General features: G+C 37.2%; 13 protein-coding genes. All 13 read right to left on the reverse strand.

Annotated features, from left to right (window positions below; all coding sequences use genetic code 11):
- Positions 1-24 precede the first annotated feature (24 nt).
- Positions 25-1,656, reverse strand: a complete 1,632-nt coding sequence (locus MHH73_RS13665; protein WP_191811058.1) for a YceG family protein — start codon at positions 1,654-1,656, stop codon at positions 25-27.
- 433 nt (positions 1,657-2,089) lie between these two features.
- Positions 2,090-2,941, reverse strand: coding sequence for an HAD family hydrolase (locus MHH73_RS13670; RefSeq protein WP_341067479.1), 852 nt, complete (start codon positions 2,939-2,941; stop codon positions 2,090-2,092).
- Positions 2,938-4,023, reverse strand: coding sequence for a cysteine protease StiP family protein (locus tag MHH73_RS13675; RefSeq protein WP_341069770.1), 1,086 nt, complete (start codon positions 4,021-4,023; stop codon positions 2,938-2,940). The genes MHH73_RS13670 and MHH73_RS13675 overlap by 4 nt, the downstream gene beginning before the upstream one ends.
- A gap of 25 nt (positions 4,024-4,048) precedes the next feature.
- Positions 4,049-5,407 carry a phosphoribosyltransferase family protein gene (locus tag MHH73_RS13680; RefSeq protein WP_341067481.1) on the reverse strand — a complete coding sequence of 453 codons (1,359 nt, stop codon included), beginning with the start codon at positions 5,405-5,407 and terminating at the stop codon, positions 4,049-4,051.
- Positions 5,316-6,527, reverse strand: coding sequence for an HpcH/HpaI aldolase/citrate lyase family protein (locus MHH73_RS13685; RefSeq protein WP_341067484.1), 1,212 nt, complete (start codon positions 6,525-6,527; stop codon positions 5,316-5,318). The genes MHH73_RS13680 and MHH73_RS13685 overlap by 92 nt, the downstream gene beginning before the upstream one ends.
- Positions 6,528-6,655: 128 nt before the next feature.
- Complete coding sequence (locus MHH73_RS13690; RefSeq protein ID WP_191811052.1) at positions 6,656-7,426, reverse strand: TerC family protein; 771 nt, start codon at positions 7,424-7,426, stop codon at positions 6,656-6,658.
- A 90-nt stretch (positions 7,427-7,516) separates the two neighbouring features.
- Positions 7,517-8,101, reverse strand: coding sequence for a YpjP family protein (locus tag MHH73_RS13695; RefSeq protein WP_445662546.1), 585 nt, complete (start codon positions 8,099-8,101; stop codon positions 7,517-7,519).
- A 25-nt stretch (positions 8,102-8,126) separates the two neighbouring features.
- Positions 8,127-9,293 carry an LL-diaminopimelate aminotransferase gene (locus MHH73_RS13700; protein WP_191811050.1) on the reverse strand — a complete coding sequence of 389 codons (1,167 nt, stop codon included), beginning with the start codon at positions 9,291-9,293 and terminating at the stop codon, positions 8,127-8,129.
- A gap of 270 nt (positions 9,294-9,563) precedes the next feature.
- A complete protein-coding gene (locus MHH73_RS13705) occupies positions 9,564-10,340 on the reverse strand; it encodes a class I SAM-dependent methyltransferase (RefSeq protein WP_341067489.1) in 777 nt (258 codons plus the stop codon).
- A 96-nt stretch (positions 10,341-10,436) separates the two neighbouring features.
- Positions 10,437-10,871: a BrxA/BrxB family bacilliredoxin gene (locus MHH73_RS13710; RefSeq protein WP_095372850.1), complete on the reverse strand. Its 435-nt coding sequence runs from the start codon at positions 10,869-10,871 to the stop codon at positions 10,437-10,439.
- A 305-nt stretch (positions 10,872-11,176) separates the two neighbouring features.
- Positions 11,177-12,301 carry a conserved virulence factor C family protein gene (locus MHH73_RS13715; protein ID WP_341067491.1) on the reverse strand — a complete coding sequence of 375 codons (1,125 nt, stop codon included), beginning with the start codon at positions 12,299-12,301 and terminating at the stop codon, positions 11,177-11,179.
- 83 nt (positions 12,302-12,384) lie between these two features.
- Entirely contained in the window at positions 12,385-14,268 is a 1,884-nt protein-coding gene (locus MHH73_RS13720) for an ABC-F family ATP-binding cassette domain-containing protein (protein ID WP_341067494.1), read from the reverse strand.
- A gap of 240 nt (positions 14,269-14,508) precedes the next feature.
- Complete coding sequence (locus MHH73_RS13725; protein WP_341067497.1) at positions 14,509-15,015, reverse strand: hypothetical protein; 507 nt, start codon at positions 15,013-15,015, stop codon at positions 14,509-14,511.
- Between the last annotated feature and the right edge of the window lie 4 nt (positions 15,016-15,019).

Here is a 15,019-nt window from a genome sequence, read left to right on the forward strand (position 1 = left end):
GATGAATTCATTTATTTCACTCCTTTATAACTTCTTGAAAATTTTAGTTAGTGCAGATTTTAAGAAAGATGGTTCTTTATACTCTAATTCAAAAATGACATCTTCTAGCCAATGAACATCATATAAACGCTCATCAATATAATTCTCAATATCATTATGTCCTGCTGGATTATATACAGTAATATCCACACCGAACTGATTCATTAAAAGTAGCAATACGGCATCATGGCGACTCATTAGGCCATTTAATTCATTGTTATATAAGATTAGCTTAGGTACATCTTGAGAATAATCAAAACGTTGAATGAGTTGTAGCATCTTACCTTGGAGTTGCATACTTTGAGCGAAAATATAAACCTTTAAATCTTCATCAGATTCATTTCCTTGTTTTTTTAATAATGGCTTTTCACAAATCTTTCTAATTGCATAGGCTATGCCTTGCTGTAAGCCATGGGGTAAATGCTTATAACTCCAAAAATGGGCAGTCATCATTTTGTCTGCATCAACTAACCCGTCTTGATCAAGGGCATTACGATAATGGTAGCGATAATCGCTATTCACACCATTTGAAAAAGGGAACGAGCGAATTAAATAACTATGATCGTTTTCTTCAAGTGCGTGAAGCCTTTCCCAGTACTCTTTGCGGTCTCTACTGACACCTTGAATTTTTGCAAAAACATGCGGAATTTTCACAACCTTGCTTGTCACTTCAAAATTGGGGCGAATCATCGCCTTTTCTTTAACAAGTAGAAACAGCTCATCATATGTTGTTTTTAACGTAAGTGACAACGGCAAATATTCTCGTAATTGCCATGGTTTAAAAATGCCTGATCCGTCTTGATTAAGAATCGATTCAATTTCTTTTGATGCACGATACGCAACGGTCGATTTTCTTCGCCGCTTTTCAGTTGGAAAAGGTTCCGCCTCATTCTTATTTTGAAAATGATGTACCGGAGTATTTTCCCAGTCTAATTGAAACGATGCCAACGCATCTTCTCCACTAGGTGATATGTAAATCAGATCACAACCGAGCGAAAGTATATAGTAAATGAAATAAGCATGCGTTTTTTTATATGGACCATACCAAATAAATTTCGGCAGCATCACTGTTAAATCAGCCTTTGTTAAACTTTCTCCCAAATGGTTATGTGACCATTTAATCAGGTCAGTTAAGATTCTACGCAAATCATTATGCCCCAGCCCACCTTCCTCCTGTTCAGAGAAAAGTTGTAATGTTTCAATTAATGCTTCGCGGATTTTACGCTGAATGGCTGGTACTTCAGAACGAAGTAGTAATCCTTCGCCATCTAAAAATGCTACAAATCGATTAATTGAAAGCTGCTGGTCTTTATGGATATTAATAACCTTTTGAATGGACTTAAAATGTTCATTATTCATCGCTTTGTCTAAATGGTCTTCACCAATTACTGAAATATCGATCGTTGGATCATTAGCTAGTTCAAACAGTTCATTATAATAGGCATCCTCGTCTAATGGTACGCCTAATAACCGAAAAAAGATTTGATTATAAGTAAGGGTACGATTAGCAACGTCATACATCGGCCTTTCATTTAGTGGCATTTTTAATGCTTCTTTATACCCTTCATATGTGACTGGCATTCGGATATTTTTCACATGACTATGAGTGACATTCATTGACTGATCCCTTCCCTTTAATACATTCGTCTTACAGGCTCATTTTGTATATATATTGTTGATTTAGAAACAATGATTATAAACACGTATCCATATCATCTTAACATAATTAGTTACGATTTGAAGCTTTAGAATAAGGGCTTCTGCCATTTTCACCCTTTGCTGTCGTTATGCATATAGTTGCATTACTAAGGATAACTGTGTTTGCTTCAAATAAAAGGATAAATGTAATCAAAGGATGGATTAAAAATGAGAATGTTAGCTAAGCGTTCCAAGTTACCTAATATCGATTCAGAATTAAAGATGCTAGAACGAACTTTAAATTCTTCTATATTTATGATTTTTGATTTACTCTTTTGGGCTATCTTTCTTTCGTTATTCAGCTATACAGTTCACCAATCCATTTTCTACATGAGCATGATCTTTATTTTCTTTATAACGGCTGGATTGATTGTATTTTTTGTCGTAAATCGGATCTTTCGCCTGTCTGATCCTCAGGATTAGTGACTGTCTGAAGTATTTTAGTAAGAAATTCTTCTGTTGCTAGCATCCCTTTTTCCTTCGTTAACCAATGGGAAGAATTCTTTAGATGTTGCGCTAGTTCTCCATGAGCAGGAACAAATGATTGATCACAAATCTGTAAAAAGTCATAATCCAATAATGAATCTCCTGCTCCGAATAAATATTGGGCCCCTTCTTTTTCTACGATGTACTGAAGTGCCCTACCTTTACTTATCGGATTTGGCATAAAATATAACTTCCTACCTTGCAAAGAAATACGCCATCCAAGCCCTTCTGCAGTTAAGCGTATTTTAGCTAATTGGCAATCTGACAAAGTCTCCATTAGCACATAGTAGAAGAACCAGCCATCTGCCTCGCGCAACCTACCCTGAATCTTAAAATGGAAGAGATGACTCAATAATTCGTCTTTCTTTCCACTTTTATCACGGACTTCTCGTTTGATTCTTTCTTCCCATTCAAGCAAAGGCTTACCGTTATATAGAATTTGTGCACCATTGGCAACAACTGCATAACGATGGTTGAAAGGAAGTTGAATCCGCTCAAATTGTTGCAGTGTTCGTGTCGTAATTGGTACGAACAAAAGATAATTGCGAATTTGTTGTAATAACTTAATGGCATGATCACTCATCACAGATAAAGGTTTATTATTTTTATATTCGATAACAGTCGCAGTTTTACTTGGGGTTGTTTCCAATTGCGTTATCGCTGTTTCTGAATAGATTAATGTTCGATCTAAATCTGAGGCAAATATATCTCTCATCATTGAGCAACCTTCTTAATTAGCCCACAACATGTATAGCTCATTTGTGGATAATGAACCAATTCAATCTTTCTTTCCTTTGCAAGGGCAAACAAATGTTTTAAATAAGGACTGTTTTCATCTTTAATCAGTATTTTCCACGGTACCCGTCTTAAAGCTACCCTCGTCGTTTCACCTACACCCGGTTTAACGAAATGGGAAGATTCAATACCGAACTCCTTTTGGATGCTCAGTATTTCATTCATACCTGAAAAGGTTGCTTCGTAATTTTCATCTATCATTTTCCTTGCTTCGTGATTTGCTATAGAAACAACCTTTTGAAATTGCTGAGTGATCTTGTCTAAATAGATGTTTGATAAATCTTCATCTAATAGATGATGATAAAATTTCGCCCCATGAAAATCCTTGTCGCCAATCCATTGATCGTTTAAAACCGTTCTGCTGATTAGTCCAGAGACAGTCGAATTTAAGCAAGCGCTCGGTATTAAAAAGTCTTCTCTCGTTCCAAACATGGTTGTGCAATGGCCAGGGTCGGCTAAGACAGCCAACGTATCATCAATTTCCACCCCATATTTATGAAAGAATAAGTGGCATGCCTTCGTTAATTCTATCGAAATGGCGCCTTTCCCTGTCCAACCGTCTACGAATTGGATGATCCCTGTTGAATGTTTCTCTAAAATATAATGAAGGGCATTTACATCGATTCCTCTATCGCGAATAATAGATATACTGTAATGTGGCAAATCTACTTGGTATTTAAAAAACAAATACCTTTTAATTAAAATGCCTATTGGTGTACCTGCTCTCGCTAGTGAAACCAACACTGTCTGTTGGCGTTTAGCTGCATAAATCTGTTCTGCAACAACAGCTATGTTTAAAGCCACTTTCTCTTTAAAATCGTCTAAAGAACGAAAAAAAAGATCGATATACGCTTTTGGTGGTACGTATTCTATTGGTAATGTTTCACTATAATGAGCACCTGATTGAATGGCTTGTTCTCTCTTTTCTGTTGTATCCTCTAAACGGATATGACTTAAATCCTTTAAAAGAAAGGTTACCTCTCTTCGGTTATATGACCCAAACATGGGCTGTCTGGCGACAATAGTCAAATCACCTCACTCCTTTCAAAAAGACGACTTGAATACTAGGAATCTTTAACTGTTGTAAAAACTTGCTTAAAACCTGTGCATCTACTAATCTTTCAAAAAAGATAAATACTTCATCATATGTTTGCGGTGGAATATTATAAATATAATTCATCACTTCTTCTACTTCAGGGCTAGGAAAAGTCATACCAAAGCGTGCGCCATAGGATGATTTATTTTGGACATGAATAGGGCTACGGGTTGTACTTTGATACTTAACACTCCCAGCCATTAAGCTAGCTATTTTCATTGGCAAATACATAAACTCACCTGTACCGATACATAAAATATGTTTACCCTTACTCCTTTGATTAAGAAAGGTTGCAACCTTCTCTGCTTTTGCATTTAATAAATGATTCTCGTTACTATCTAACCCAAATCGACCACTTTCTGAAATATAAGGAACAGTGTTGAAGGGAGTTTTTTGATTTGCCGTAGGATAATACTTAGAAGCAAACAGCATAGGGTATTCTTTTTCTATGTAAATTTCATTAATTTCTGAAGATGGATGGTAAAGGTCTACACTTTCTTCTTCCTTAATAACTGGATTCCCATCTACTTCAACTTCGCCAGCTAGAAGGGATATATGGCGTATAGTGATATCTAGTGCTTCCTCTAATTCAATAAATGCATTCTTGTTGGCCTCATCTCTCCAATCAAGAATAGAAACGACGGTATAATTTCTCCTCGGAAACTTTTCATGCAATGATGTGATAATATTTCGAGCAGTCTTTCCAGTCGTCACCTCATCATCTACTAATATAATTTCCCGACTATTTTGCAACAAATGGGCATCGATATAACAACGATGAGAAGTAGCGTGTGAATGCTCTTCCTCAAAATGAATGATCGATTCAATGTTTAGAAGATCTTCTCTCGTGGTATGAAAATAATCGGCATTCGTAAACGCTTGGAAGAATGCTTGGCCGAGTGCGGTCGCAGTTTCTGCAAAACCAATAATGATGGGGGAATATTGATCGCCAATAAATGCCCTGTCACTAAATTTCATTTGCTTATCTTTCAGTACATCCACAAATGGTGATGAAGGTGAAAGGTTTTTCCCTTCCACTTCCTTAAGGTAGCTTTCTGCTAATAACATTCCGGTTGCTAATCCTTTTGTCGGCGAGATAGGCAGATGCTTGCCTAACACTTTACTTACGAATAAAAAGGATCTTTTTTTATTCTTTCTTGCTGCCATCTGAAATAATTCATTGAAATTAAAATGGTAAGGATTATAATTGATATTTAGCTTCACCTGCATGGGCTCGATCACGTCTATCATGTGATAAGTGTTGGAAGAAATCAATTGTGTTGTATCGTTCATTTAGCACTCCGTAAACTCTTGATTTTAACTCAATATTTTTTGCCCAATAATAATGGGGCTTCATTTCGTTCATTTTGTTCTGACTCGCACTTTTCATCACACCATGGGCACCGTTTGCATGATTTAATATATCTATTGCATCATTATATTCTTCATAAGTCACAGTGTTTAAAGCTTGAACCGGCGTAATTTGCGTGGGATGAATAATCGTTTTTCCGATGATACCATTACTAATATCGAGCAATATTTCTGCTATAAACCCTTTCATTTCTTTCGGCAGTTTGTTCATAAAAGACGAAGAATCCATCAGTTGCTCCGTTTGATTACTTAATATATTGACTTGTTCTTTAGAAACAAAATGCTCCCAAACAGGTCCAGAGAGCAAGTAAGTTTTAGGTGCCCTTTGGAAAAAGTTCATAATGTCTGCTATACAATCTCTCAAGACAGCAATATCATACAATGAAGTGGAAGTGTTTCTTCTTATTCCTAATAACCCACAAAAATCTGTCGCCCCAATCCGGATATTCAAAATTAAGTGAGCGTACTTATCGAATATTCCCTTTAGTTTTTGTAACTCTTCCATTCTTGTTTCTTTAAATAGAACTTCTTTCGTTTCAAGGATTGGCATCGCATATAATTCATGACCACTATTTCGTAAATCACTCACTTGTTGCAGCATTTCTTCACCATTGCTTGAAGAGAATTTTGGAATGACAATACCTGTTAGCAACTGCCATTCATCTTTAAATAAAGTAATTAACCGCACTAACTGTTCATTATTTCTTATGCGAATAAAAAGCAATGGCAATTCTTCTAATGTAATAAAGCCTCTAGAAATATCTTGTCGAAGTTTATGTAGTGAATGCTGTAATTCCTTTTCCGCTACTTCCACTTCCAGATCACCAATACTATCTTCCAAGCAAATGACAACTGACGTTAGACCAGCATGCTTTTTATTAATCAAATCTTGATGGATAGCAGGACGTGTGGCAGGCATATAAAGCGTGGCTGCTAATGCATATGCGAGCTCATTCTTCGTTGTGTATTTATTAAATGTCGTCGGTTCTTTAAAAAAGTACTGATCTAGTGCAGCTTGAGATAAATCTGTAAATAACCTCATATGCCAACTCCTTTTATTAAATAGTAGAAAATTTTAAGGTGGGGACCATGAAATATATGCAATTATTATAAGATATTGGAAGAGGTTGATGGAGTAAAAAAAGGGATGAAGCCATTCATCCCTTCTACTTATGAGCCTGCTGCTTCAGTACGTTTTCTCTTCGCGTGTACAATAAAAGTAATCGCAAAAACAATTACAAGTACGCCAAAGAAATACATATGATCAATGTGAATACCTGCTGCACTTAACAACATCTTTAAAGAGATTAATAGAATAAGAATATAAGAGCTTGTTTCAAGTTCAGGGACACGGTCAATTAATTTTAAGAACACCCCTGCAACACCCCTCATCATAATGATACCTAACATACCACCGACAAGAAGTACCCATATTTCTTGACTTACACCTAATGCTGCTAAAATGCTATCAATTGAAAAAGCAATATCCATTAATTCAACGGCAATAACGGTTCCCCAGAATGTGCCAAACAGACGAATTAATAAACCTCGTTGATTGATTCCTTCCAACGCTTTTTCATCTTCTGCTTCTTCTGCTTTCTTTTTGTCGATGAAATATTTAATGGCTAACCAGCCTAAGTATCCGGCTCCTAATACTTTTATCCACCAAAACTCAATTAAAAATACACCTACACCTATCGCTAAAAAACGGAAGAAATAAGCGCCAAGCAAACCATAAAAAAGGGCCCTTTTCCGTTGTTTTGGTGGCAGGTGCTTAACCATTACTGCTAAGACAAGCGCATTATCCGCTGAAAGCAACCCTTCTAAAATGACCAATGTGCCAATCAGCACCCATGCATCTGGTCTAGATAATGCCTCAACCCACATATCCCAATCAAAGAAACTTGAATAGGTATGTAGAATTCCATCGATAATTTCCATAGTGAATTTTTCCTCCTGATCAACTTTATGTACTATTGTTCCTCACCTAGTATATACGAATATGCACTAGAAAAGTTTCAATTTTCGAAATTAACTCATCCATTTTGGCGGGGTATTTTTATCCCAATAGATGGATCCGAGTTCATGGTGAGTTTGAAATTGATCATATGCAGTATGATAATGGAAATTAAACCAATAACCTTGTTGCGGCGGATGATCTCTTCTGACATGAAAACGAATGACATCTTTCTGTTTGGCCTCATCTGCTATATGAAAAATCCGTTCTGAAACGCCCGCAGAAGCCGTTTCAGTAATACTCAAATGATGCAGATTCTCCTCTGTATACTGCTCAGCTACTTCTGCAATCGCCTTTTCTATATTAGGTAGAATCACGATTTGAAATTCTGATTCAATGACCGGTTTAATTTTTTCGCCAAACTTTTCGAAAGAATGCTTTTCCGCGGAGTGAACCATTTCCTTTATAAAATCCTCCCTCGAAACTTGTGAAGCTTCGTCTCCACTTATATCTGGTAGGCTCTCAGCTAAAACTGCTTTTCTTGGTGTCTTATCTTCTTCATGCTGAACAGGTAATAAACTCGTTGGTGTCACCAATCCAAATGTAAGAATTGTCACCATAACCACTAATGATTTTCTTAACCAACTCGGCAAGTGTATCTCCTCCTCAGATGACTTTTATTATTTATTTAAAAATGCCACTATTCTCAATACGAGAAACAACCTCTAGTAATGTTTCTTCTGGTTGGACAATCCCCATGCGCACATACCCTTCACCCCATTCACCAAAGGCAATTCCAGGTGTTACAACGACACCTGCTTTTTCAATTAATTCAAGCGCGAATGGTTTAGACTTCATGCCAGCGGGTAATTTTCCCCATACAAACATCGACCCTTTTGGCAAGGCAACATCCCAACCTACTTCTCGTAATCCATCAATAAATAAATCTCTTCTCTTTCGATAAACCGCTCTCAGATCATCAAGAAAAGATGAATCATCAGCCAATGCCTGTACAGCAGCCATTTGAATAGGATAAAAAACGCCATAGTCAAGGTTAGACTTTAGGTTACTTAATAGAGAAATAACTTTACGATTTCCTGCAGCATAAGCCACACGACAACCTGCCATATTAAAGCTTTTAGATAACGAGTTCATTTCAATGCCTACATCCATTGCACCATCAACTGATAAAAAACTAATTGGCGCCTCTTCAAAATATAATTCAGAGTAAGCAAAATCGTGGAGAATGACAATTTCATTTTTTTTCGCATAGTCGATGGCTTGTTCAAAGAATTCTTTTGTTGCCAGGGCAGGAACGGGGTTCCCTGGATAATTTAGAATCATTAACTTCGCTTTTTTACTAACTTCTTTTGGAATCTCACAGAAAGAAGGTAAAAAACCATTTTCTTCTTTTAATGGCATGCGGTACATTTGTCCCCCTGCTAGATTAACACCCGCTTCGTACGCTGTATAACCTGGGTCTGGGACGAGTACGATATCACCAGGGTTACAAAGCACCATTGGTAAATGGACCAAACCATCTTGTGAGCCCATCAATAACATTGTTTGTTCTTTTGCATCAAGGCTTACATCGTATTTTCTACTGTAATACTTCGCCACTGCCTCGTGAAACTCCGTAATCCCTTTTAATGTGTACCCATAAAGTTTTGGATCACTTGCCATTTCGCCGATGATCTTTGTTATAAATGGGGGTGGTGGCAAATCAGGACTACCGACACTTAAATCTATCATTTCTATGCCTTCTGCTAGTTTCTGTTGCTTGATTTCAGCTAATTCCGAAAAAATACTCTCTTGGAATTGCTCCATTCTTGCTGCTACTTGAATATTCATGTTCATTGCCTCACAAAATTTTTCTTCTATTCTACCATATTTTATCACTTTTTGGGCATTTGTTCATGATTAATTGCTGCTTTTTTGGGGGATATATACAAATAAGACAATAAGAAGGGGGAAGATACATAATGGATTCAAGCTGGATTGCGCTTGTTGGCGGGTTAGTATTACTTGCTTACTTTGTTTATATGTGCATCACTGATTAAAAAAAAAGATGGCCTTTAGTGTTTGATTGCTGTAGCCATTAGGAAGGCAACAGCAATCCCTTTATCTTTTTTCCCACACACCGTAATGGAATTTCGCTGATTTTCGTTTGATTTGCTGAAAAGCAAAGGCTTGGAATCTTTCACTACGGAAATGATCCTTCAATATCACTCTCTCTTTAGTCACGCGCTTCGCCTCATTGATCATTTCCTCAGTCAAATCACCTTTGTAGGTAATCGAGTGTAATGCATTGATATTTGTCGATTCTTTTATGGTTGTTTCAAACATGGGGTCAATATAGACAACATCAAAGGAAGCATCAGGTAAGGATTTCAAGTAATCAATGGCTAAAGTATGAACGACTTCGATTCTTTCCATACTGCTTTTCATGACTGCATGATCGTTTGGCCATTCTTTGAGACCTTGACCAACCAAATACGCTATCACCTTACTTGCTTCTAACCCAATTACCTTCCCTGTCTCTCCTACAGTATAACTTGCCACAATGCTATCTGATGCGAGCCCAAGTGTACAATCAAGGAATGAAGATCCCGCTTTTAGTTGACAAATGTCTACAAAAGGGTCATGTTCCCCTTTTTGCAAACGCTTCAGACGAAACATCGCGGAACTAGGATGAAAGAAAAAAGGGTTTTCCTCACCGATTTTATATAGTTCCATTCGCTCTTTTCCAACGACAATTCCGTTCATTTCATATTGATTGACCATACTCTTAATTGTTCTTTTACTTCTATGTATGAAGGGGAGGTTGAGCGTTGTTGCTACCTGTTCTGCCTTATTGGTTTCGTTTGGATTTGTCCTTGCTGATGTCGTAACAAACATCAAACCACCTACTTATTTTAGTAAAATAAAAAGCAACAGTCAGGATTAGAGTGCTCCTAACTGCTGCATTCAATCTTTTTTATCGTGTGATGCTTTTTATAATTTATTATCAAACGCTGCTAATAAATTGTGCATGATTTCTTCCATAGAGTGATCTTCAATATCATGACGTGGAATAAAATGTACCACTTCTTTCCCTTTAAGAAGGGCCATAGATGGAGAAGAAGGCTCAATACCTGTGAAATATTCACGCATTTTTGCTGTTGCATCTTTATCTTGACCAGCGAAAACCGTCACTAAGTTGTCTGGTTTTTTCTCGGCATTTAATACCGCCTGAGTTACTGCTGGTCTTGCTAATCCTGCTGCACAGCCACAAACAGAATTCACGACAACTAATGTTGTACCTTCTGCTTGCTCCATATAGTCGTTTACTTCTTCTTCAGTTGTTAGTTCGCTAAAACCGGCCTGTACAAGCTCAGCTCTCATCGGCTTCACAACTTGTTTCATATACTCTTCATAAGCCATAGACATAAATATTCCCCTCCTTTACAAATGATTGCACAGTAAGCATACTATATTTCAAGCCTAGATTGCAAAGTTATCGTTCTCAAATATTAACGGGAAATTAAATGATAGAAAATTGGAAAACTCCAAATAAAAGATATTCATGACTATACAGAAGATTCTAGGTCCATTACAGGTGTCAACTTTTTGGCAATAATGTTCGTGCGGGTAGCTTCCTCTGACTACCTGTTGGATTTCCAAGGGCATCTTTACAATACTTTCCTAACAGACTCAAATAAAAAAGAACACCCGATTACAGGTGTCCTTCAAACTCATCCATTTTTTCGTGATTCCGTCATTTGCTTCCATACAGATCCTTTTGCTTCTTCGCCTTGCTCAATTCTTTCAATTGCTAGTTTAATTTGCAGACTTACTTCAAATTCTTGATCATTTTCAGCTGCTTTTAAAGCAGGAAGCGCTTTTTCATCGCCTACTTCGTATAAGAACATTGCTGCACGCCAGCGCACAAGCTTGCTTTTATCAGATAATGCTTCCATCATTTTTTCAGAAGCTTCAGGGAAGCCAAGATCTGATAAACAATCTCCCGCCGTTCTTCTCACTGTGACCGATTTATCTGTTAGCGCTTTATATAGATAAGGTAACACTTGAACGTCTTCAATCATCCCTAGATAAACAGTTGCTAATCTTCGCACAGATGCTTTTTCATCTTGAAGAGCAAAATCAAGTACGGCTAAATCATCTAACGTAGGATCCGCCATTTGTTCGAGCTTTTGATAGCGTATACGCCAGTCCTCGACTTTTAAGTCATCCGGGGTAAGTGTAAGACGTACTCTCGGTGCCAATGCTTCTTCTGATTCTGGACTTTGTGCTGCAGTGATGAGTGTTTTCACTCTTTCTTCTGGGTATGCTGCTAAAATTTCATCCACCACTTCTTTCCCTACTTGTTCGAATTCACCATAACGCACACCCAGTTCTTTCCACTTTCTCACCATAACTACATTATCATCAGGTGCTTGTGCTTCAGCTACAGCTTTAACATAAAGTTCTGGTAAGCCAAAGCGCTTTTCTTCTGTCCCATCTGTTAATTTCACTTGCATTGGGATGCCCTTATACATTTGCACAAAAGCTTGTACTTCGCCAAAATGTTCATTTACTTCCGATCCCCCAGCAGTCTCAGCTTCTTCACCAAAGGCTGCTCTCACTTGTGGAAGTAAATCTTTCCAATCGAATTTCGCATTTCGTTCGACTGCAAGAAAATCGGCAACATGATAGACACCTTTAATCCCATCTATTTTTAAGATATCAACAATGACTTCTGGCGCGCCTTCAGCCTGACCTATTTTGTAATTATTGCTTGTCCCCATAGGCAGTTCTTTATCTAAAATCACCTTCATCGTATTCGGACTTGGTGTAGGTTCAATCGCTTTTATAATCAATGAAATCACCCTTTACTTTAATTCTTCTCTCATGATTATTATTCTAACATAAATCATCGTCTACTTTCATTTATCTACAATCATTAAGCATCTGCCCATTCAGACAGATAACTCCAACGTTCGATTAGATATTCTAAATCATGATTTAGCTTTTTTTGTTCATCCATGAGCTGTTGCGCTTTCTCGAAGTCACTACCAATATTGTTCATATCCTCATCGATTTCTTTCAAACGACTTTCAATCGCTTCCATTTTGTCATCGATTTGCTCCCATTCTCTTGCTTCATTATAGGAAAGCTTTTTCTTTTTCGGTTTACTTTCTTCCTTTACTTCTACTATTTTTTTCTCTTCTGCTTTTTTACTTGATTCTTGTTTTGATTTTTCAAGGTATTCACTATAATTCCCATAATAACTAGTTATTTCTCCATTACCTTGTAATATAAGTAATTGAGTGGCGACTTTATCGAGAAAATAACGATCATGTGAAACTGTTATAACCACACCAGCAAAACTTTCTAAATAATCCTCTAGCACCGTTAACGTCTGTGTATCAAGATTATTTGTCGGCTCATCTAAAAGCAATACATTCGGTGAAGTCATTAAGATTTTCAATAAATATAACCTACGCTTTTCCCCACCTGATAGTTTTCTAATTAATGTGCCGTGCATATAAGGCGGAAACAGAAAACGCTCAAGCATTTGTGCAGCAGATATCGTTTTTCCATCAGTTGTCTCGATTACTTCGGCCGCTTCCTTTAAGTACTCAATTACTCTTTTGCTTTCATCCATTTCTTCGCTTTCCTGTGTGTAATAAGCGATTTTAACCGTCTGACCGATGATTCTTTCACCATGATCTAACGGAAACTTGCCAGCTAAAATATTTAGAAAAGTTGTTTTCCCTGTCCCGTTTTGACCAATAATGCCTAGTCGGTCAACCGGCTTCACTAGCAAGTCATAGTTTTTTAGGATGGCTAAATCACCATAATATTTCGTCGCTGATTTCAACTCAAATACTTGCTTTCCTAAACGACTACCACTTAAAGACATATCTAATTTTTCACTTGAAGTAATATTTGTCAATTTTTCATCTAATTGATCAAAACGATCGATTCGCGCTTTTTGTTTTGTTGTCCGCGCCTTGGCACCGCGTCTCATCCACTCTAACTCTCTACGATATAAATTCCGTTGTTTATCGATGACAGCTGCTTCATTCTCCTCACGAATCGCTTTCGCCTCAAGGAATGCTCCGTAATTACCTTTATAACTGTATAATTGTCCCCCATCAAGTTCAAACATCCGGTTTGTCACACGATCAAGGAAATAGCGATCATGTGTTACAAGCAGAATCGCTCCCCGGTAGCGGGTAAGGTACTCTTCTAGCCATTGAACCGATTCATGATCAAGATGATTCGTTGGCTCGTCGAGAATTAATAGATCACTATCTTGTATCAACGTTTGCGCTAACGCTACCCGTTTTTTTTGACCACCTGACAATTCACCAACTTTTTTTTCAAAGTCGGTAATACCTAGTTTTGTTAGGATCGTTTTGGCGTTTGTACTTGCCTCCCAGCCATTATTAGCATCTAATTTTTTTTGTAATTGGAAAAGATGCTCCTGTACTTCAGTATGGTCTGGATGTTCATGCAAAGTTATTAATGCTTGCTCATACTCTCTTAAAAGCACGAGTAAAGGAGAATCGCCTGCAAATACTTGTTCAAGTATAGTCAATTGTTCGTCTAATTTAGGTTCTTGTTCAGCATAGGAGACTGAATAATCCTTAGGCGCAATAATCTCTCCAGCATCAGGCAAATCAATACCAGCGACGATTTTTAACAGTGAGGACTTTCCTGTTCCATTTACTCCAATTAAGCCTACGCGATCATTTTCGCCAATAGTAAAATTTATTTGCTTAAATAGCTCTTTTTCACCGTAAGTTTTTGTTATATTTTCTAAAGATATATTTTTCATTTCGACCATCCATTCATTAATCTATCTAAACCAGCTATTTTGCGGTTAGGCTATTAACTATTCTAATAGCTAATTGTAACATGAAAAATGACGATTCGTGATATATTCATGCTTAACAACTTTACTCATACAATTTTTTATATAAAAAAGGTCGAGACATTAGGGAAGTGGATTTATCTACTAAGCTCAGCTTTTCAGCCTTGCCATGTAACGAATCCATTCACCTATTGCCTCAAACCTCTAATATTGATCTAATACAATTAATGTTTGTTGTGTGTGATCAATTAAATCAAGTAAGTCTTCTAGTTGATCTTCTGTTATCAATCTGTCAAATTTGACCACTATCTCTTGTGTCCATTCATTCTCTAACTTTATTAACCGTTGTTGAATAGTGCGGCGATTCCCCCATTGTTTAACAACTTGCTCGTAAGCTGATTCTAGCTTATTTTCATCCTGCTTCTGCAGGATGAAAGAAATGGAAAGATGAGCGCCAGCTTCATTTGTAAATGGCTGCGGAGCCTGCAACTCCGCCGTGATTTGCTGCAAATTTGCCTGTAAGGTTATTTTAGCAGATAAAGTGTCAGTAACGGTTGTATCCGTAAAAGTGATGTCATAGCATCGGCTAAATTTCGCTAGATTCATCCAATCATTTCGATCGATTATCTTCATTTCACCGGTTAGATCAAAATCATAGAGATGCCCCTCTAAAACAACCTTCATATTATCAAAAGCTATTGGGTCAAACAATGTA

This window comes from Cytobacillus sp. FSL K6-0265 (assembly GCF_038003465.1).
GTDB lineage: Bacteria > Bacillota > Bacilli > Bacillales > Cytobacillaceae > Cytobacillus > Cytobacillus stercorigallinarum.